General features: G+C 31.0%; 22 protein-coding genes. All 22 read left to right on the forward strand.

Going from position 1 to position 21,297, the window contains the following annotated elements; genetic code table 11:
• Positions 1-203: 203 nt before the first annotated feature.
• Positions 204-1,355 (forward strand): ligand-binding sensor domain-containing protein, encoded by a 1,152-nt coding sequence (locus tag IEV63_RS12550; protein ID WP_188407166.1) that lies wholly within the window; start codon positions 204-206, stop codon positions 1,353-1,355.
• A 157-nt stretch (positions 1,356-1,512) separates the two neighbouring features.
• Positions 1,513-1,926, forward strand: coding sequence for a hypothetical protein (locus IEV63_RS12555; protein ID WP_188407167.1), 414 nt, complete (start codon positions 1,513-1,515; stop codon positions 1,924-1,926).
• Positions 1,927-2,298: 372 nt separating this feature from the next.
• Positions 2,299-2,478 carry an antitoxin VbhA family protein gene (locus IEV63_RS12560; protein ID WP_229737261.1) on the forward strand — a complete coding sequence of 60 codons (180 nt, stop codon included), beginning with the start codon at positions 2,299-2,301 and terminating at the stop codon, positions 2,476-2,478.
• Positions 2,471-3,067 (forward strand): Fic/DOC family protein, encoded by a 597-nt coding sequence (locus IEV63_RS12565; RefSeq protein WP_188407169.1) that lies wholly within the window; start codon positions 2,471-2,473, stop codon positions 3,065-3,067. The genes IEV63_RS12560 and IEV63_RS12565 overlap by 8 nt, the downstream gene beginning before the upstream one ends.
• Positions 3,068-3,290: 223 nt before the next feature.
• Positions 3,291-3,641, forward strand: coding sequence for a type II toxin-antitoxin system RelE/ParE family toxin (locus IEV63_RS12570; RefSeq protein WP_188407170.1), 351 nt, complete (start codon positions 3,291-3,293; stop codon positions 3,639-3,641).
• Positions 3,638-3,946 carry a helix-turn-helix domain-containing protein gene (locus IEV63_RS12575; RefSeq protein ID WP_188407171.1) on the forward strand — a complete coding sequence of 103 codons (309 nt, stop codon included), beginning with the start codon at positions 3,638-3,640 and terminating at the stop codon, positions 3,944-3,946. Before IEV63_RS12570 ends, IEV63_RS12575 begins: the two co-directional genes overlap by 4 nt.
• Positions 3,947-4,157: 211 nt before the next feature.
• Positions 4,158-4,460 carry a nucleotidyltransferase domain-containing protein gene (locus IEV63_RS12580; protein ID WP_188407172.1) on the forward strand — a complete coding sequence of 101 codons (303 nt, stop codon included), beginning with the start codon at positions 4,158-4,160 and terminating at the stop codon, positions 4,458-4,460.
• Complete coding sequence (locus IEV63_RS12585) at positions 4,450-4,791, forward strand: HepT-like ribonuclease domain-containing protein (RefSeq protein ID WP_188407173.1); 342 nt, start codon at positions 4,450-4,452, stop codon at positions 4,789-4,791. Before IEV63_RS12580 ends, IEV63_RS12585 begins: the two co-directional genes overlap by 11 nt.
• A gap of 212 nt (positions 4,792-5,003) precedes the next feature.
• Positions 5,004-6,707, forward strand: coding sequence for a leucine-rich repeat domain-containing protein (locus IEV63_RS12590; RefSeq protein WP_188407174.1), 1,704 nt, complete (start codon positions 5,004-5,006; stop codon positions 6,705-6,707).
• Positions 6,708-6,870: 163 nt separating this feature from the next.
• Positions 6,871-7,110, forward strand: coding sequence for a hypothetical protein (locus IEV63_RS12595; RefSeq protein WP_188407175.1), 240 nt, complete (start codon positions 6,871-6,873; stop codon positions 7,108-7,110).
• 175 nt (positions 7,111-7,285) lie between these two features.
• Positions 7,286-7,501 (forward strand): hypothetical protein, encoded by a 216-nt coding sequence (locus IEV63_RS12600; protein ID WP_188407176.1) that lies wholly within the window; start codon positions 7,286-7,288, stop codon positions 7,499-7,501.
• A gap of 115 nt (positions 7,502-7,616) precedes the next feature.
• On the forward strand, positions 7,617-7,796 hold the full coding sequence (locus IEV63_RS13030; RefSeq protein ID WP_229737263.1) for a putative toxin-antitoxin system toxin component, PIN family: 180 nt from the start codon (positions 7,617-7,619) through the stop codon (positions 7,794-7,796).
• A complete protein-coding gene (locus IEV63_RS13035; protein ID WP_229737262.1) occupies positions 7,765-7,902 on the forward strand; it encodes a hypothetical protein in 138 nt (45 codons plus the stop codon). Before IEV63_RS13030 ends, IEV63_RS13035 begins: the two co-directional genes overlap by 32 nt.
• A gap of 181 nt (positions 7,903-8,083) precedes the next feature.
• Complete coding sequence (locus IEV63_RS12610) at positions 8,084-8,824, forward strand: GDSL-type esterase/lipase family protein (protein WP_188407177.1); 741 nt, start codon at positions 8,084-8,086, stop codon at positions 8,822-8,824.
• A gap of 327 nt (positions 8,825-9,151) precedes the next feature.
• Positions 9,152-9,250, forward strand: a complete 99-nt coding sequence (locus tag IEV63_RS13160) for a helix-turn-helix domain-containing protein (protein WP_373283753.1) — start codon at positions 9,152-9,154, stop codon at positions 9,248-9,250.
• A 406-nt stretch (positions 9,251-9,656) separates the two neighbouring features.
• Entirely contained in the window at positions 9,657-10,451 is a 795-nt protein-coding gene (locus IEV63_RS12620; protein ID WP_188407179.1) for a cation efflux transmembrane domain-containing protein, read from the forward strand.
• A gap of 298 nt (positions 10,452-10,749) precedes the next feature.
• Positions 10,750-11,586: a DUF6671 family protein gene (locus tag IEV63_RS12625; RefSeq protein ID WP_188407180.1), complete on the forward strand. Its 837-nt coding sequence runs from the start codon at positions 10,750-10,752 to the stop codon at positions 11,584-11,586.
• A gap of 97 nt (positions 11,587-11,683) precedes the next feature.
• On the forward strand, positions 11,684-13,069 hold the full coding sequence (locus IEV63_RS12630) for a DUF3472 domain-containing protein (RefSeq protein ID WP_188407181.1): 1,386 nt from the start codon (positions 11,684-11,686) through the stop codon (positions 13,067-13,069).
• A gap of 1,013 nt (positions 13,070-14,082) precedes the next feature.
• Entirely contained in the window at positions 14,083-14,517 is a 435-nt protein-coding gene (locus IEV63_RS12635; RefSeq protein WP_188407182.1) for a hypothetical protein, read from the forward strand.
• A gap of 356 nt (positions 14,518-14,873) precedes the next feature.
• The gene (locus IEV63_RS12640; protein WP_188407183.1) at positions 14,874-16,715 is read left to right on the forward strand and encodes a tetratricopeptide repeat protein; all 1,842 of its coding nucleotides are present in this window, start codon (positions 14,874-14,876) and stop codon (positions 16,713-16,715) included.
• 337 nt (positions 16,716-17,052) lie between these two features.
• The gene (locus tag IEV63_RS12645; protein WP_188407184.1) at positions 17,053-17,517 is read left to right on the forward strand and encodes a hypothetical protein; all 465 of its coding nucleotides are present in this window, start codon (positions 17,053-17,055) and stop codon (positions 17,515-17,517) included.
• Positions 17,518-17,528: 11 nt separating this feature from the next.
• The coding region (locus IEV63_RS12650; protein ID WP_188407185.1) for a beta strand repeat-containing protein at positions 17,529-21,297 on the forward strand (3,769 nt) is incomplete at its 3' end.

Here is a 21,297-nt window from a genome sequence, read left to right on the forward strand (position 1 = left end):
AACATTTCTTGAAAACAATCGATATTATTCTATAAAATTATTGAATAAGTTATTAGAAAGACATAACGAGCTGAAAATAAAACACAAAGCATAACAGCGCATAACAAAAATGGCGAATTTAGAGCTGAAACGAAAATTTTGGTATTTTTAGAAACTAAAAGTTTAACCGAAAAACTTACGCATTTTAAGTCGCCACTTATGTTATGCGCGAGACGTTAGCAACAATTTACGAAACCAAAGATATGACAGACATGAATTGTAAGACAATATTTAAAGCAAGTAAACTACTTTTAGTACTTATGTTACTTCAAGTCTCCGCTTGCACAGGACAAGTGAAAGAAAAAACTGTTAGTGATAAGACAGAAGATGAAGTAAGCGACAAAGATCTTACCATAAAGCAAAACACGATATTTCCCCAAATTCACACCAACTTAAATGGAATGGTAAGACAATTTGTAAGGACAATCCATCAAGACAGAAAAGGAAACTATTGGTTTGGAACAAATGGAGATGGGATTATACGCTATGATGGGCAAACACTTGATAAAATCCACATTGTAGGTATCAGTCCACATATAAGAGTTTTGGAAATAGTAGAGGATAAAGCAGGTAATGTATGGTTTGGAACTTCTGACGGACTTGTTAAATATGATGGTCAAAAGTTTGAAACATTTTCTATAACAGAAGGGGAGAAAGGTTTTGATGAGGAGATATGGGGATTAGCTATTGACAAAAACGAACTCCTTTGGGTTGGAAGCATTGGTGGATTATATCATTTTGACGGAGATCAGTTTATACCCTTTCCTTTGCCTAACACTATGGTTGAAAATCTGGAACATAAGCTATCTGATAAATTGGTTAAAAAAATTATAGAAGACAAAAGTGGAGCTATTTGGCTTGTAACCGATGGAAATGGAATTTTCAAATACATTAAAGGTGAGTTTACTCATCTAACAACTGAAAATGGACTTACCGACAATAATACTGCTGATATCTTAGAGGACAGCCAAGGCAATATTTGGATTGGAACATATTATGGAGGTGTCAGTAAATTTAATGGAAAAACCTTTACCAACTTTACTAAAGATGGTATTGTAGAAGGTATAGAAACCTATAATTTTCATGAAGATAGCAATGGAAATGTATGGTTTACAGCAGAAGGTTATGGTGTTTACCGCTACGATGGAATTAGCTTCACACACTTCACAACTGAAAATGGATTAACTACCAATGTTGTCCAAAGTATTTTTGAAGATAACAAAGGACAACTATGGTTCGGTACGTGGCAGGGTTTATGCATTTTTGATGGTGAAAAATTCGTGAATGCAAACGAAATAGAGACTTGGACAAACTAAAATCAACTGTTGCTAACAGCGCATAACAAAAATGGCGAATTTAGAGCTTAATCGAGAGTTTTGTGTACTTTTATAAAACTTAAAAGTTTAACCGAAAAACTTACGCATTTTAAGTCGCTACTTTCGTTATGCGCGAGATGTTGGCAAACATTTAAAAATGAATAAACATCAAAAATTAGATTCGATTTTAAAATATATGTCTGAAAATATCGGAGAAATACCGAAAAGCCCTGATCGAATTGTCGAAAAAGCAAATTTGAATTTTGAAAAATCAGAATCATATATGATGTTTAGAATGTTATTAGATAACGGTTATGTTTTTGAACATTACTCAAAAAACGAACCTACTGGAACTTACGGAATTAAATATAAAGGAATTGTTTTTTTAGATAACGGTGGTTATACATTTCAACATAACGTTTATAAAAGAAAAAAACTAGCTGAAAAAATTTCTGACTATGTAGATATCGTTGTTAAACCCATTGGGATTATGACAGCTTTTTTGATTTCTACTTGGTACATCATAAAGTTGCTTGAATTTTTTGGGATACTCAACTCTTGCGTAAACTAATAAAGAGCATAAAATCAATATAACTAGCCAAAAAACAATTCCTATAAACGACATAATAAAACTTGACAAAGAATAATAAAAATGGACTTTATCATATTCAGACTTAAAAAAACGTTTGCCAACAGCGCATAACAAAAATGGCTGAATTTTGTGTAAAATTGATATTAGTTTCATATTTATAAAATTTAAAGTTTAACCGAAAAACTTGCGTATTTTAGCTCGCCACTTTCGTTATGCGCGAGACGTTGTGCATCATTCAAATTGAAACTACAAACAAATCAGAATTGATAAAATATCCTTATATTTGTAAGGTTTCAAAAAGCAAAAAATATGTATAACTCAATAGAAATTGACCGAAAAAAACTTACGATAATGGGTGTCAAGTTTTCAGATTTAAAGACATTGGAAAACACTGCAAGTGCTATTGGAAGCAATATGTTTGAAGGCTTTAGACCAACACAAAGAAGTATTGAAATCATAAGAGATTATATAGTAGGTAAAGTATCTCTAGACGATTTAATAATTTATACGAAGAAAAAGACCTATGTCTAATTCTTACAGATATGTTGATCCTGATTATACTTATATCGACTCAAAATCAGGAGTGCTAAAAAACTTAGCTGATATTACAGACTCACAAGATTTACTTTTTTTTGAGAGTGTTACAGTAACAAAACGAATTAATGAATTACATAACAATCCAATCAAAATAAATGGAATTGAAAGCTTATTTTCGATTCATCAACATCTATTTCAAGATATTTACGGTTGGGCAGGCAAGAAAAGACTTGTTGAAATAAGTAAAGACGGAAAACAATTTTTCCCAACATCTCATTTCGAAAATGCTTTTAATTTTATTGATACTTTGATAGAAAGTTTCAAGAATACTAAAAGAGATAATAGCCATGAAATAGCCGAAAAACTAGCTGAAATATTAGATAACGTTAATTATTTACATCCATTCAGAGATGGTAATGGAAGAGCTCAAAGAGAATTCTTAAGAATGTTGGCTCTTGAGAAAGGAATGTCTTTGAACTTAAACCCACCAGACGATAAAAATGTTTATGAAAGATATATGAAAGGAACGGTAAATAGTGATGTCAAAATATTGAAAGAATTGATTTTTGAATTAATCAGTTGAATTAAGAACGATGCACAACAGCGCATAACAAAAATGGCGAAATTTGTGATTGAAACGAGACTTTTGTGTATTTTTAAAAAACTTAAAGTTTAACCGAAAAACTTGCGCATTTTAGCTCGCCACTTTCGTTATGCGCGAGACGTTGTACGGCAGCATAAAACAGAACTCCGTAAAAATATTTGTTTCTTAAAAAGGAAACATTTATCTTTGTAAAAAGATATGAATGAACGAACAAAAATTTCGTGTTGACTTTTTAGATGATGTTAAGGAGTTTCTTGACAATCTTGACGAAAAGAGTCGTGAGAAAATTATTTACAATATTTGGAAAGCAAGTATTACGAACGACAAAGAACTATTTAAAAAGTTACAAGACGAAATTTGGGAATTTAGAACAAAATACAGCAAAACATATTACCGACTTTTTGCCTTTTGGGACAAAACTGATAAACAGAAAACGGTTGTGATTTCAACACACGGAATCATAAAAAAGACCGATAAAGTTCCTAAAAAAGAAATAGAAAAGGCAGAGCGATTAAGACAACAGTATTTTAACGAAACAAATAAAAGAAAATGAAAACATATAGTTTAGATGAACTAACTGATAGTTACATCGGAAAAAAAGGAACAAAAAAGCGAGACGAATTTGATAACGAACTTCGACTTGACTTGCTTGGATATGAAATTAAAAAAGCACGAAAAGAAAGAAAACTGACTCAAGAACAACTCGGAGAACTTGTTGGAGTAAAAAAAGCACAGATTTCAAAAATTGAGAATAGCGCAACAGACGCAAGATTTTCGACAATTTTAAAAGTGTTTAATGTATTGGGTGCGAAAGTGAAATTTGATGTAGAACTGAACGACCATAAATTAGCATATTGAGCGAAAAAAATGCCGACCGTACAACAAAGGCTATAAGCAATTGGGGTTTAGGTGATTAAATGAAAAGATAGTAAATAAAATAAAGGTCAGTGATAAACCGAAAAGTTAGTGCGTAAAAATCCGCTACTTTTCATATACAATACCGTTGTGGCTAATGCTGAAAAAAACTTTCAAAGAATGATTTGAACTAAAATTTGAGTATTTTTGTCCTATGAAAATATCTGAAAAAAACATTAATCGAATTAAGAAACTTTGTAAGCAATACAAAGTCAAAACGTTTTCTGCTTTTTGCTCTGTGACTCGTGATGATTTTAAAGACGATTCTGACATCGATTTTGTTGTAGATTTTGAAGAAACGGATCCGTTTAAGTACACGGACTTATATTTTCAACTCAAAGAGAATTTAGAAAAATTACTTCAGCGACAAATTGACTTAATCGAAGAACGTGGAATAAAAAATCAATTTTTCAGAAAAGAGCTTGATAGCACAAAAATTCTGATTTATGGACAATAGAATTAATGCTTGGTTTGAAGACATAATTAAATCTATTGACGAAATATTTGAGTTTCTACCCGAAAAAAGAGATTTCTTTGAGTATCAAAAGGACTTAAAAACCAAAAAAGCAGTTGAAAGAAATATTGAAATAATCGGAGAAGCAATAAACCAAATAGTAAAACACAAAGAATCTGATTTTCAAATCAACAACGCACAAAAGATAATTGGAACTCGAAATAGAATCGCTCACGAATACGATAGCATTTCTGACGAAGTTATTTGGACGATAATAATTCGAGAACTACCAGAATTGAAAAAGGAAATTCAAAGCATAGTGGAAAAGCACTAGCTACAACAGCGCATAACAAAAATGGCGAGATTTGTGATTGAAACGAGAGTTTTGTTTATTTTTAGAAAGTAAAAAAGTTTAACCGAAAAACTTGCGCATTTTAAGTCGCCACAAATCATATGCTAAACCGTTATGAAGAATTTAAAGCACTCGAAAAGTGTATTGAAAAATATTTTGGAACGAATATTGTAAATCAACAAAAAAAATAAATTATGAAACTAACTTTACTCTTTGTCCTAACTCTAGCAACGTTCTCTATTTTTGGACAAAAAACAAAAACAAAAACCGCTAGAATAGATTTTGTCCATTATCCAACTGTACCTGTTAAAGGTGTTCAAGAAATTGGCATTCAAGTTTATACTTCAAACCTTCCTTTCAACAAAGATACGCTTCGACTCTATCTTGGGAACATGGATATGATGATGTCTGATGTTGAGCAATTATCAAAAGTAGACTATAAATCATTAAATGAAGTTAGCATAACAGGTGAAGCAGGGGACATTTCTGTTCATATGGCTTTTGGTGAACCGGTCATTGTTGCCAAGGAACAAAAAACGTACTCTTGTACACCTGCCAAAGAAGGTTGTATACAATACTTCTATAAAGTAAAGTATCGCTTACCTGCAATTGTTCAGTTTAGAAATTCTTCGGGCATTATTAGTACTTTAGAATTGAATCCAGAAATGGATTTGCAATTTGGAAATGAACAAATAGAAAAACATAAAAAACTAGATAATGGAACTTCTACATCAATTCAGGTTCTTAGCTTTAAAAGTGAAGTAGACCTAGCGTTAGCTTTCAAAGAAATGGGAAGTTATTCCTTAGCTCGAAAAGGAATAGTGAAACAGATTGGGCAGATGTCGGAAATTATCTATGACAATGTGTTTTTTAAAGAAGAAAAATTGAAACTTGAAATTGCTTACGGCACAGGTAAAGTTGCGGACTACACAGAAACCGAGACTGCTGCTGAGACTGCAATTAACGCTTTAGAAAGTAAAGATTACATTTCGTTACAAAGCTCAATAGACGTTTGGGAGAATTGGCTAAAGCGTTACGATTCGGAAGACAAAAAAGCCGCAGTAAATAAGAATGTAGCTCAGGGGCTACACGAGAACTTAAGTATTGGATACACCTTTATTAAATCTTTTCAAAAAGCAAAAAACCATTTGAATAAAGCAATTAAACTGGCAGAAACGGGGTTTGTAAACACAAATGAAGTTAACCGATTGAAAGAATTTTATAAATTTATAGAACGAAGAGAACAAGTTGAAAAATACAATGCTGATTTAAAGCTAACACCTCTAATTACTGCACCAAATATCAAAAAGTTATTAGGTCAAAGAAAATTTAATGAAGATATTAACTTCTTGATAGCTGAGGATAAGTTTGCTGAGTTACAAGAGGATTATTCAAAGACTGCTCCGGCAAAAGATGTCAGTGAAATGACTATTGATGAGTTTTTAAATCAACAACAAAGTGAAACTGACAAGAAAAAGGAAGGAGTTGAAGAAATATCTTTGGATGGACGTGTTGAAAATGATATGCTAATCTTAAGTGGAATTGTAGATGCTAATATGAGAGGTAAAGCGTTACCAAAATCTATATGCGAGTATCCTGAAATTAAGGTTATTCGTGCAAGAAATATTGGATTGACGAGTCTTCCGTTGTGTATGCGAGAGCTTATGAAGTTGGAAAAAATGTATATCAATAGTAATTCATTTGAGGAGTTACCAGATATTTTTGAAAACATGAAAAGTTTGACGATTTTAGATATTTCTAATAACAATTTAAAGTCTTTACCTCCTTCAATTTATACACTAACACATTTGGATAAAATATATGTTTCTGGTAATCAACTACCTGAAGAGGATATGGAAAAATTAAAAGAAGCTCTTCCTGAAACAAAATTCAAATAATTAATTCCAGGGTTCAAGTTTGTTTACCATAGTGAACTAATTACATTTATTACTTAGAAGTTTTATAGAGAATGTAAATTCTATAATCAGATTATATCAAGATCTTCATAACTGGTCGGAGATATGGTGCGTTGCGGAATAATAAATAATAAAAACAAAAAAAATGACAGCAAAAGAATTTATATTAAAAGAAGACAAAGGTTATTTGGCAGGAGATTATACTTTAAATGAAGTGATATATCTTATGAACGAATATGCAAAAATAAAAGAACTTGAGCAATGCACTATATCTCGTGTTAGCGAGTCGTTTAGCAAAAGCGATTTGCTTGATTTAGGTGGATGGTTTGATGGTTCTCCTGAATTTGTTGAGGAAGTGGTGAGTGATTGGCTAAATGCTCGCTAACAATGACTAAACTGCATTAAAACGCAGTCTAGCCAAACCGTTATGTTTCAGTTACATTCAAGTTTACATTTAGATAAAATCAAATATAGTTTTCCAGTTCATCTGAATTGAAATTGACAATCTGAAAAAAATTCCGCAATTGAATTAAATTCCTTAGTTTTATAAAATATCCGAAATGGAAACGATACAAATTGATATACTTAATCCGAAGGCTAAAAAGCTACTAAGAAATTTAGCTGACTTGAATTTGATAAAGATTAATAAAACTAAAAATAAATCTGACTTTTCTGCTCTTCTACAAAAACTTAGAGCAAAATCATCTGATGATATTTCTCTCGACGAAATAACTGACGAAGTTGAGAAAGTGAGAAATTCACGATATGAGAAGTAAAAAAATAATCCTAGATACGAATCTTTGGATCAGTTTTCTCATATCAAAAAAAATCAATTCAATTGACAATCTGATTTAAAACAAAAGGATTACGTTAATTTTTTCAGATGAATTAATAAGTGAATTTGTTGAAGTAGTAAATCGACCTAAGTTTGAAAAATATTTTTCAAAGAATGATATTGAGAAAATACTTGACTATTTTGACCAATATGGAAAACTGATAAAAGTAAAATCTGACATCAAAATTTGTCGTGACGAAAAAGATGATTTTTTACTCAATCTCTCAATTGACTAAAAAAGCTGATTACCTTATAACAGGAGATAATGACTTGCTAGTTTTGGAGAAAATTGAGCGAACTAAAATTATGAATTTTACTGACTTTATAGAACACATTGGATAAAAGTACGTGGTACAACAGCGCATATAGTTTATGGCGGAATTAGTGCCAAACCCAAAGTTTTTGTATTTTTAAAAACGTAAAACCTTAACCGAAAAATTTGCGCATTTTTGCTCGCCACAAACCATATGCGCGAGACGTTCTCTGTAATTTAAAACAACAATACAATGAAAATGACAATACAATGAAAATGACAATAAAAATTTTAGTTCTCGGAATATCTTTACTGATGTTCAACGCTTGTGATAAAGATGATGATACAATCCCAAAACCGCCAAGTACTTCAATAAACAAAATTCTTCCATTAGGAGCTTCAAGAGTTGAAGGGGCAAGACCTGATTTTGAGAGTTACCGCTACGAACTTTGGAAAGACTTGAAAGAAAACGATTGGACTTTTGACTTCATTGGAACTCAGTCCGACAATGCTTCTTATCCAGCTTTTAGCAGCGAAAATTTTGACATTGACCACGAAGGAAGAGGTGGATTTACCTCAGGAGAAATATTGTCAGGGTTAAATGGTTGGCTAAACCAAACAGGTTCGCCAGACATTGTTCTTTTTAGCTCGCCAGGTGGAAATGATATTTTGAATGGACAGAACTATAACCAAACCATTTCAAATGTCAACGCAATTATAGACGCACTGCAAGCTAATAATCCAAGTGTAACCATAATTATCGAGCAACCAGCACAAGGTCGTTCAGACTTTATGACAACGGAATTTATCAACGCCTTTAATCAAATGCGACAAGATGTGCTGACTATTGCGACAGACCAAACAACCACAACTTCACAAGTAATTGCTGTTGATATGTTTACAGGCTTTAATGACACTCATTTGGCGGACGAAGTACATTATAATGAAGCAGGTGCGGAATTTATTGCGACACGATATTACAATGTTTTGATAAATGTGCTTGAAAAATAAAAAACTACAGAGAACAATGTGTATAAGCAATAGCGGAATTAGTGGCAAACCCAAAGTTTTTGTATTTTTAAAAACGTAAAACCTTAACCGAAAAATTTGCGCATTTTTGCTCGCCACAAACCATATGCGCGAGACCGTTGGCAGCAATAAGACAAACTTTTAGTGAGATTAATAATGTGAATTTTAATGATAGAGTTATCTTAACAGCAATTTTTTTGGTCATTTAATTAAATCACATCTCTTATGACAGCTAAATGACGTATGAATGACGTTAAAATGGCATCTGAATGTCTAAATCGTTTTAAATCAATAATAGTATTCTTGCATATGGAATTTGGTCAAAAATTAAAAGAGTTAAGAATCAGTTTGAATACTTCTCAGAAAGAACTTTCTGAAAAAACAGGTTTGTCAATTAGAACAATTTAACGAATTGAGAAAAATGAAGTTAAACCAAGCATATATTCTCTTAAAACGATAGGAGAGTTCTTTGAGGTTGATTTGTCAGATTTTGATAGTACAACAGAGCCCAAATCCATTGAATTAAATTTATCAATTAAAATTACAGATATGAAGCAATTAATCATTGACCTTAAAGCCCTTTTAAAAAACAACTGGAAGATTATCTTACTAATCGCGGTAGTAATATACTTTGTGTCGAATTACACCGAGATTAAATCAGGTTTATTTGACGGTTGGAATAATAACTAGATTTTTTGCTGAAACAGGAAGTTTGCGTATTTTTATAAACGTGAAATCTTAACAAAATCCTGCTAACTATTAGGAGCGAATTTTAAGATGATACTAGTTATTTATCCAATACATAACAATGTAAATGAATAAAACTATATTTGAGATTAGTAAAATGGACTGTCCTTCGGAAGAAAATCTAATCCGAATGAAGTTGGAAGGGATTTCAAGTATTGCGAATTTGGAATTCGACATTCCAAACCGAAAATTGACTGTATTTCATATCGGGCAAATTGACCAAATTGAAAAATCCATCATCGAATTGAATTTAGGCGGAAAAAAAACTTCTACCAAACAAACTGACCAAACTCAATTTAAAAATAATGCAAACCAGAAAAAGCTACTCTGGAAAGTACTCGGAATAAATTTTACATTTTTCATTATCGAAATGACAACTGGACTAATGTCACAATCAATGGGATTAGTTGCAGACAGTTTGGATATGTTTGCAGATAGTTTTGTTTATGGACTTAGTTTATTTGCGGTTGGAGGAATTTTGACAAGAAAAAAGAAGGTGGCTAAACTTGCTGGATATTTCCAAATTATACTTGCAATTATTGGGTTTGTAGAAATATTAAGACGTTTTTTTAGAGTAGAAAAAATGCCTGACTTTTCGACAATGATTATCGTTTCGATTTTAGCTCTTATTGCAAACGGTATTTGTCTGTATTTACTTCAAAAGTCAAAGAATAAAGAAGAAGCTCATATGAAAGCAAGTATGATTTTTACTTCAAATGATGTGATAATAAATTTAGGAGTTATAGCTGCTGGACTTTTAGTTAATTGGTTTAAATCCAATATGCCTGACTTGATTATTGGAATAATCGTATTTGCAATAGTAATTCAAGGTGCGATTAGGATTTTAAAATTAGGAAAATGAAAAAAAATGCATACAATAGGGACTATAAAAATATGAATTTGAATTAAAACAAATCTTAAAGAGTTAAACCTTAGCACAAAGTATAATGCTAAAAACAGTAAAATGTATAAAAGTAAACCAACATAGTGGAACTTTGCCTAAGACTTTTTTTTTATACTAAAATATAATTTTATTAAATATAAATCTTAAAAAAGAAGAATACGTATTTATAATTAAATCACATTAGCAAATCAAAATATGCACTCAAAAGCTTAGCATGTTTTATTTAACACAAAAACTGTAATTCAAAGAACTATTAATGTTTGAAAGTAGGAGAGTAGTAATAGCTACAAAACATAAAAAGGAAAAAGTAATCGCACCAATATTAGAGAAAGGTTTAGGTGTACACTGTTTTCTTCCTGAAGATTTTGATACGGACATTTTAGGTACTTTTACTGGAGAAGTTGATAGAGAACTCGACCCTGTATCTACTGCAAGAAAAAAATGTTTAATGGCAATGGAATTAAGCAAATGTGATTTAGGAATTGCTAGTGAAGGTTCTTTTGGCGCGCATCCTTCGCTGTTTTTCGCGAATGCAGATGATGAGTTTTTAATTTTTATCGACAAGAAAAATGATTTAGAGATTGTGGTTAGAGAACTAAGTATAGCAACTAATTTTAATGGCAGCGAAATTAATAATGAACAAGAATTATTGGAATTCGCTAGAATTGCAAAATTTCCTTCGCATGCTATGATACTTCGTAAATCAAAAACAAATACAAAGGCTATTGTTAAAGGTCTTACAAATGAAAAAGAGTTAAAAAAAATAGCTGAACAAATGTTGGAAAAATACGGTAGCTTCTATGTAGAAACAGATATGAGAGCAATGTACAATCCAAGTCGAATGATGGTAATTGAAGAAGCTACTAAAAAACTCGTAGACAAAATAAATTCCTACTGCCCACAATGCAATACTCCTGGTTTTGGAATAGTAGAAGCCAAAAAGGGTCTAGAATGTTCTTTGTGCGGTTTACCTACCAATTCTACATTAAGTTTTATTTATAAATGTATAAAGTGTAGTTTTAAAAAAGAAGAGATGTATCCGCATAAAAAAAGAGCAGAAGACCCAATGTATTGTGATTTTTGTAATCCGTAAAATTATAAACATCTTTATTAAAAATAATAAATAGATTAGCATAATAAAAATCAAAATTGATAATACAAAAGGCGAATAAATATTTTAAAAAAAAATCATGAAAAATACATTACTTATAATTTGTATACTTATATCCCAATTGGTTTTCTCGCAAAATCGAGCACCATCTTGTTGGCTTAAGTACCAAGATAATTTTCAAGGTGATATATTAATTAATAAAATTAAAGTAATATCGCCTTCACCCACTTACACGTATTACTGCAGTTTACAATGGAATGCTGGCATGGAAGGCGGTGGATATTGTGGAATACAAGAGCATCCAGACGGAAGAAATTTTATTTTTTCTATTTGGGACCCTATTAATTCTTCTGATCCTATTTCAGCATCGTACACACATCCTGGAACTCAAATTGAATCTTTTGGTGGTGAAGGAACTGGATTAAAGTCGTGGAATTTTAATATTGGATGGGATACTAATCAGTGGTATTCATTTGTAACAAGAGCTTGGTCTATTGATTCAAATACCATGTTTGGATTTTGGGTTTATAATCATTCCGACCAGATTTGGCATCATCTCGTAACAATGGATTATCCAGTTAACGATATTCGATTTAATTCTTCTACAGGTTCCTTTATAGAAGATTGGCTAGGAAATGGATCTAATATGAGAGAAGTACATCATCAAAATGCTTGGAAGAGAAAAACAAGCGATTTGTCTTGGAGTGCTTTAACAAGTAGCCTTTTTGAAAGAGTAAGTCCTGATGCTGGCGCTAATAATTATATAGATAACTATAATGGTGGTACAAATAATGATTATTATTTCATGCAATCTGGTGGTACTGCCACACCTTCTAATAGTACTAGTGGTACGATGCTATCTTTGATTAATTTTAATTCAGAACCTGGATATGATGTTGCTGTCATCACAAATATTAACAAAACAGTTTCTATGAATAATTTATTATTAAATTGGACTTTAGACTCATCAAAGTCACCACAATTTTCTTATGAAATAAATGTTTATGATAACCCCAACTTTTCTGGTGTTCCATTAATTGAAATTGACGAAATTATACCACATCAAAGAGAAGTAAACATTGATATAAGTTCTTTATTTAATGATGAACAATATTATATAGAATTTAATGTAATTGATATTTTTGACAACAAATCGGCAACTCTTACTGAAAATTTTGTAGCTCAAAGTAGTAACTTAGGACTAAATGATGTTAATGTTTTAGAAACATACGATTATTACCCAAATCCTTTTGAAAATAAAATTCATCTAGATTTCAAAAAACAAATCGAATTTATAGAAATAAGGCTAACAGATATCACAGGAAAAACAATTTTAAAAAATAGTTACAATACTATTTCTGAATTAGAAATAAATACACCTACTTATATGAGTAAAGGAATTTACTTTATAACTTTAACCGATAAGAAGCAAAATATAAATACTATTAAGCTTATTAAGAAATAACTATACACGAGTAATACCAATTAAACTACCTGTAAATCCATCATTTAAACTTGGTTAAATAAATTTATTAATTTAGGTTTAACTTTAAGTTTTAAACAAAATTATGTTTTTGCGTGTTTCAACTAGATTTTAACTTTAAAAAATTCATACTTAAACCATAAATTGGTACGAACTTAAATCTTTTCAATATACCTATTTGCTTATAATAAGCAAGTTGCTAAAGAGATATATTATAAGCAAATACTCTTTTCTTTACTTTTCTAATATGGGAGCTTCACAGGCTTAGTTTGTTTTATAAATATACTTGCAAATACAATAAGTATATTCATATTAACCTAAGTTCTTTTCAATTCTTCTTCTATCTTCCTAAAAAAATGGATGCTCCTTTATCCATTTCTATTTAAATTCCTACTGCATTTCCTTTTTATTTTAGTCTCTGTTTTCTAGACTTTCTCTAAACATTTATACCTAAGTCAAGCCATATATTAACTATAAAAGCTTCACTTAGGTTTTTTTTGGCTCTAAAAATTTTACTCACCTTAGCCAGAAAAATTTTATTTCATCTTCTTATTCATTAACTTTTTTGTATTCACAGAAAGAATTTAAAAAAAGAATTCTAAGTCATATAGTACTCCAATTGTTCTATTTATAGGAAATCTAGAAGTTCTTATAAAAAATTAAAAACATCATAAATTAAAAATTGCCTAGTTGAACTAAAACTAACTGTCTCTTGGCTATAAAAATACATCTAAGTGATAAATTATAAAAAAATATTAATTATTGCTACTTATTAACGAGTTTTTTCTTAAAAATCAAATTAATATTAATTAAAAAGTAAAAACATCTTTCATTCGAATAATTGTAGATACCATTATAAAATCCAAAATAATTCTAAAATTTATAAATTGATTCTAAATATTAGAAATATTATTTTTTGTAATTACTGTAAGTAATTGTTAATAAACAGGATATGTAAATGGGCGATTTTTTGACCTTATTCTGAAAAATTATTTGTGATTGTTGCTATTATCGATACATGCGATTTAACTAGGTATTTACACTATACCATAATTAAAAGTATAGACTCTAATAGTCATGTATATAAATATAAAAGCATTGAACAATTTTTAGATGATATGATAAATCCGAAGATTAAATTACCAGATTATATACTTACAGCCTACAATGTATGTTCATTAAACGCCATGAATCTAATTAATTCTGTTGAAGAATTTAGGTTGAAAAATAAATATTTAGATAAGTTAAATACTTATATAGTTTCTTCAAACATAGACATTCCCAGTTTACATAAAGATTTAGAGAGTAAAAAATCATTTAAAGGTTACTTAATTAAACCTATGCGAGAAGATCAAATAATTCCCATTTTAAATCAATGGCATTTAAAACATAACTCCATAAAATCAAATTTCGAAACTAAATACAATTAATCATGATATATGCATTGGTCAGCATTTTTGTTCTAGCTTTTTCAAGACTTATTTACCTAGATGTTAAAGATGCTAGAGAGTTCAATTACTTAAAAAAATTAAAAAATAGTAAAGCAAACAACGAAAAATAATAATATAAATGGCAAAATATTACCCCTAAAACAAAATTCATTGATGGACTTGTTTTAATGCACCTCTGCATTATAGTATGTGGAGGTGCTTATTTTATATATATAACCTGGCCGTTTACATTATAAAACAAACTTATATAAACTCATTGAAAACGAATTTACAATCTTATTGTAACAAATAAAATTAAACCTAGTTGTGCTCTAAAAACTAACATCAACCTAGTAATGAAAAATAAAATACCTAGACCTAACTTTAAGTTTTCACCTGTATTCAATTTTATTCTCCTTCTATTAATTTTATTAATTGTAAAACAAACAAGTGCACAACAAAATGAATTAAAAAATATTCAAGATCAGGCCTTTGAGCTTATTTTTAAAAATCAAAATAAAGCAATTGTATTAATCGATTCTTTAATAAAAAAACACGAAAACAACAAAACTTATGTTCAAGGCATAAACCTGTCTCATAAAGGAGTGTATTATGCGGTACAAAACCAGTTGGATTCTGCTGCTGTTTATTTTAATAAGGCTATTGAATTAACACCTAAGAAACACAAATTTTATCCAAACTTATTAAACAATCTCAGTATTGTGTACAAAAAAAAAGGAGACTTTAGTAAAGCAATTGAAACACTTAACGAAGCATTGATAATTGCAAATTCTCAAAATAATAAGGATGCAAAAGCCAAAATTTATAGTGAATTATCTTCTAGCTATAGGGGTCTAAACAAATATAATTTAGCAATAAAATATAGCTTGAATTCAATTGATGTTATAAAATCTAAAGACTCGATAGAAGCTTACCCGCTAAATGTTGAAAAACAAAAGTTAGCTAATTTATACAGGGCACTTGATAATAATACTTTTGCTAATCAGCTTTATAAAGAAATCTTACCTTATTTTGAAAAATCATTCTACACAGATGCAAAAATTTCTACTTACATTAATTATGCAGCTAGCTTAATAAATGTTAATGAGCTTAGTAAGGCTGAAGTCCTTTTGCTGAAATCAAAAAAAGAATTGGATAATTTTTATAATGAAGAGTTATTTGCTTTTTACAAATTAACCTATGCCATGTATTACAAAAAAATAGGAGATTTTGATAAGGCAGAAAACTGTTTCGAAATAGCCTTATCCAGTTTTAAAAATCACTTGGACAACTACCCTAAGACCTTAAACGAATACTTATACTTTTTGAAAGAACAAAAAAAATTCAATAAAATAATTAATTTTTCTAACTTGAACCAAGGTTTAGATAGTATGCAAGTGGGATTTCAAGATTTGGTTGATTATAATGGGGTAATGGGTTTAGCTTACGAAAATGCAGGAAATTATAAGAAATCCATATTTCATTTTAAGAATAAAATTCGTTATTCAGATAGTTTAAATCAATTAAATAATTTTGCTATTGCTAAAGACTTGCAAGCTAAATATCAAATTGAAATTATTCAACAGAAAAACATTAGTTTACAAAAAAATATTCAATCTGAGACTAGAAAGAATATAGCAATTATTGCTTTTTCATTATTTCTGGGGGTTGTACTACTTAGCTTTATTTTACGTTACCGAATAAAGTTAATTAACGAAACAAAATTAAAAGAAGTTTATGCTAAAAAGATTGATGCTGAAAAAAAACTTATTACATTAAAAGATGCTTTGTTAGAAGAACAAAAAAAAGAGCTACTTTCTAAATCTTTAGAAGCTTCGTCTTTAAGTAAAAAGTTGAAATTAATTAAATCTAAAATTGATAAAACATCCTTAAATGAAAAGCTAAGTGATGTTGAAGAATACTTAACTCCGCAAAATGAATTACGAAAATTAAATTATGAGTTTCAGCGTGCTTATCCTAATTTTGAATCCCAATTATTACGAACATTCCCTGATTTAAGTAAAAATGACATTTTATTTTTATCCTTCATAAAATTAAACTTTTCTTTTAAAGAAATTGCAGCAATCTTAAATATTACCCATCAAAGTGTTATCACAAAAAAATATCGAATCTCAAAAAAAATTCAGCTTACAAAAGATGTTGACATTTACGAGTTTATAAATAATGAAATAAATTAAAGCCTTCCAATCGGTCACTCCGCACTTGATACGGAATCAAAACAAACAACAACTTCCAATCTGTCACTCCGTACTCGATACGGAATTAAATTAAACAACAATTTCTAACTTGTCACTCCGTACTCGATACGGAGTCAAAACAAACTTTGACGTAATTTCTATATAGACAAAGTATAGACGAGCGCAAAAATAAAATATAAATTACTTAAGCACTTGTTTTTCAGTGATTTAAACAATGTTAATTTTTTTCGTGATTATATGTTGTCTATATTGGTTTTGATGTGAAATAGCTTTTGTAGGTTTTTATTTGCAATCTTAATCATATAAATTTAATACTATGAAAACAAGTTTTAATTTTAATAGCCTAAATAGACTAGCTTTGTTGTTAGTTTCTAACTTTGGCTATTTAACATCCTTTGACAGAAAGCATGCCAGACAAAATAAAAATTATCTGTTTGCTTTTTTGTTGTTAACAATTTCTTTATCATCTTTTGGTCAAACTCAAAAAAATAACACCGAAAACGATGAAAGACTTCCTACTCTTTTTAATCATTTCTATCATCACCAAAATTTAGAAATGAATTATATTCTTGAAAACCAAATAGATTTGAGTTTTATTAGAGAAATCGAACACACTGATCTTGAAATTATCACTAAGTCAGATGCTGCAAATTATGATACTTATTTGTTGATTGATTTTATTGAAATTTCTGATAACAAAGCTACTATTACTTACAATGTATTTACTGATGGTAAATTACAAAATCCCAAAACAATTACATATAAACTAACTGATTTTTAAATTAAATTATTATGAGTATAAATTACAATTTTTCAAGATTATTCTTATTATTATTTATTTCATTTACTTCACTAATTTATTCACAGTCTACTCAGGTTTCTGTATTCAATTTTCCAGGACTTAACGGTAGCGGTTGTGGTGGTGAAAATGATAATTTAATAGGTATTATAGACGCCTTACCCGATTATGATGTTGATGGCTCTATAACAAGTTTTTCAAACTCTTCTTTATTAGCCACTCAACTTGACGAGAGCACCTTTTTTTTTATGACAGACATGGAAACGCAGGATCCTAATAGCACATCATTTTTTCCTGTTGCATCTAGAGCAGTTTTTGAAAACTGGGTTGATAATGGAGGGGTTATGGTAATGACAGGAACATTTGGTAGTCGTGATACTGATTTCCTAAATCTTATATTCAGTTGGGATTTATCAACTGTAAATGGTTCTTCATGGACCAAAAATACAGCTAATACTGCTGGAACACCTTTTGATGATGTTGCTACTACATCGCTTCCTAATTTGAGTGCAACAGATGCTATCAAGAAAAATTCGGTGCCTAACTTCACCACGATGTGGGGTACAGATGATAATGCTGTTGTGGCTGTGATTCAATATGGTGCAGGTTATGTGATTTTTATGGGTTGGGATTTTTTTAACTCAGGACCAGGCTGTGGTCAATACTCTCATCCTTGGGTGCAAGATGTTGTTCCTGCAGCTTTAGATTACGCAACAGAATTGTCTGACGGTTCCATTGATAATATCACTTATACTTCAGCTGAATTAACCTACTCCTTTTCTCAAAGTGGGCAATCTTATTACGTAGTAGTTGAAGATGGCTCAACACCACCTACAGATGCTCAAATTCAATCAGGTGCAGATTATGCCGGTGTAACTATTGTTGATGCTGATAATGCATCAACAACAGCAAATTCTGATCAATTGTTCAATTTGTCAGGACTTGATTATAATACCGCATATACAGTTTATGTGGTTACAGAATACGATAACGAAGGGGTTACTACCTTTTCGCAAATTTCAGATTTTAATTTCACAACCCTAGCCAACGATACACCTGTAGTCTCTTCAATAGGAGATCTTAGTTTTTGTGTGGGCGATTCTTTTAGTCCAATAGATTTTACGGTTAGTGATGAGTTTCCAGAAACACCACTTACAGTGGTGGCAACATCATCTAATACGGCTTTAATTCAAGACACTGACTTAACAATTTCTAATACGGGGTCAGATTATCAATTAACTTATGTTTCTGTTGATGGTGCGTCTGGTTCGACAACCATTACCGTTACAGCGACTGATAGCGAAGGAGAATCTGCAACAGAAAGTTTTGATATCACTCTTAATGATGTTGAAATCAATCTACCACAAAGTGATTATATGCTTGTTGTAAATGAAGCAATTACGCCCATACAGCCTACAGAAGTGTCTGATGGAAATACAGTATTTAGCATCACTCCTGCATTACCTGCTGGTTTAAGTTTAAATACCGCTACTGGTGAGATAACGGGAACACCTACGGTAGCTCAAGGCTCAATTGATTATACCTTAACAGTAACCACGGATACGGGCTGTACAGATACGCTAAACTTTATGCTAGGCACCAATTCAGACCCTGTTATAGATCCTGTAGCAGACATTACTGAAAATTGCCCCAACACAGATGCTGTAGTTAACGTAACCATTTCAGATAATGAGACAGCAGCTGATGATTTAGTTTTAACAGCAAGTTCAAGCAATACTGCGCTCTTAAATGTGTTTGATATTTCTGCAACAGGAGCTACTCGTACCATCACAATGACACCTGAGCTAGACCAAACAGGAACTGCTACTGTTACTTTAACTGTAGAAGATGAACTCGGTACAACTGTCCAAACTAGTTTTGATGTAGAGTTTATAGATAACGAAGCACCAATAGCTAGTGCTACCGATTTTGTATTAGACAGCTACAATTGGAATAATGGACTTTATGCCTTTCTTCCTGGCTATGTTAACGATGGTAGTAGTGACAATTGCGGTATAGATGTTATTGATTTGGCAAGAGATGAAGACAGCGACGGTATTCCTGATTCAGGCTATGACGACCGCATAAATTTATCTTGTGCTGATGTTGGAAATACCTTTGATTACTTATTTAGAGTAACCGATGTAAATGGAAATCAGACGGTAATTACAAGAAGTATAACAGTCGAAGATAATATTGCTCCAACAGTAATCACACAAGATATCACTGTTGAATTAGATATAAATGGTACCGCAAGTATTTTACCAAATCAAATTGATAACGGAAGTAATGATGATTGTTCCATTGATGCATTAGCTTTAGATGTTACTTCATTTGACTGTTCTAATATTGGAGACAACGAAGTAACTCTTACAGTAACTGATGTAAATGGTAATTCTGCTTCACAAACCGCTACCGTAACTGTAGAAGATAATACTTTACCAGAAGCATTAACGCAAGACATTACAGTAGAGTTAGGTGTTGAAGGCACTGTAACGATTACAGCTGATCAAGTAGATAATGATAGTTTAGATAATTGTGGAGTAGAGAGCTTAAGCTTAGATACTTCTACATTCGATTGTTCTAATATTGGAGCAAATATAGTAACATTAACAGTAACAGATGCAAATGGTAATTCTGCTTCACAAACCGCTACCGTAACTGTAGAAGATAATACTTTACCAGAAGTTTTAACCCAAGACATTACAGTTGAGTTAGATGTTAATGGAGAAGCTACGATTACAGTCGATGATATTGAAAATGGTTCTTCAGACAATTGTGGAGTAGAGAGTTTAAGTTTAGATATAACTTCATTCGATTGTTCTAATGTTGGGGCAAACGCTGTAACACTTACAGTAACTGATGTAAATGGTAATACAGCTACTGAAGAAGCAACAGTGACAGTTGAAGATAATATTTTACCAGTAGCATTAACCCAAGACATTACAGTTGAGTTAGATGTTAATGGAGAAGCTACAATTACAGCTGATCAAGTAGACAATGGTAGTACAGACAATTGTGGAGTAGAGAGTTTAAGTTTAGATATAACTTCATTCGATTGTTCTAATGTAGGTGAAAACACGGTTACTTTAACCGTAACAGATGCCAATGGCAACAATGTTGAAGCTACTGCTACAGTAACTGTCGTAGATAACGTTTTACCAGTAGCATTAACTCAAGACATCACAGTTGAGTTAGATGTTAATGGAGAAGCTACAATTGCAGCTGATCAAGTGGACAATGGTAGCACAGATAATTGTGGAGTAGAGAGTTTAAGTTTAGATATAACTTCTTTCGATTGTTCTAATGTTGGGGCAAACGCTGTAACACTTACAGTAACTGATGTAAATGGTAATACAGCTACTGAAGAAGCAACAGTGACAGTTGAAGATAATATTTTACCAGTAGCATTAACCCAAGACATTACAGTTGAGTTAGATGTTAATGGAGAAGCTACAATTACAGCTGATCAAGTAGATAATGGTAGTACAGACAATTGTGGAGTAGAGAGTTTAAGTTTAGATATAACTTCATTCGATTGTTCTAATGTAGGTGAAAACACGGTTACTTTAACCGTAACAGATGCCAATGGCAACAATGTTGAAGCTACTGCTACAGTAACTGTCGTAGATAACGTTTTACCAGAAGCATTAACCCAAGACATCACAGTTGAGTTAGATGTTAATGGAGAAGCTACAATTACAGCTGATCAAGTAGACAATGGTAGTACAGACAATTGTGGAGTAGAGAGTTTAAGTTTAG

It is taken from the genome of Psychroflexus salis (genome assembly GCF_014640175.1).
Lineage (GTDB): Bacteria > Bacteroidota > Bacteroidia > Flavobacteriales > Flavobacteriaceae > Psychroflexus > Psychroflexus salis.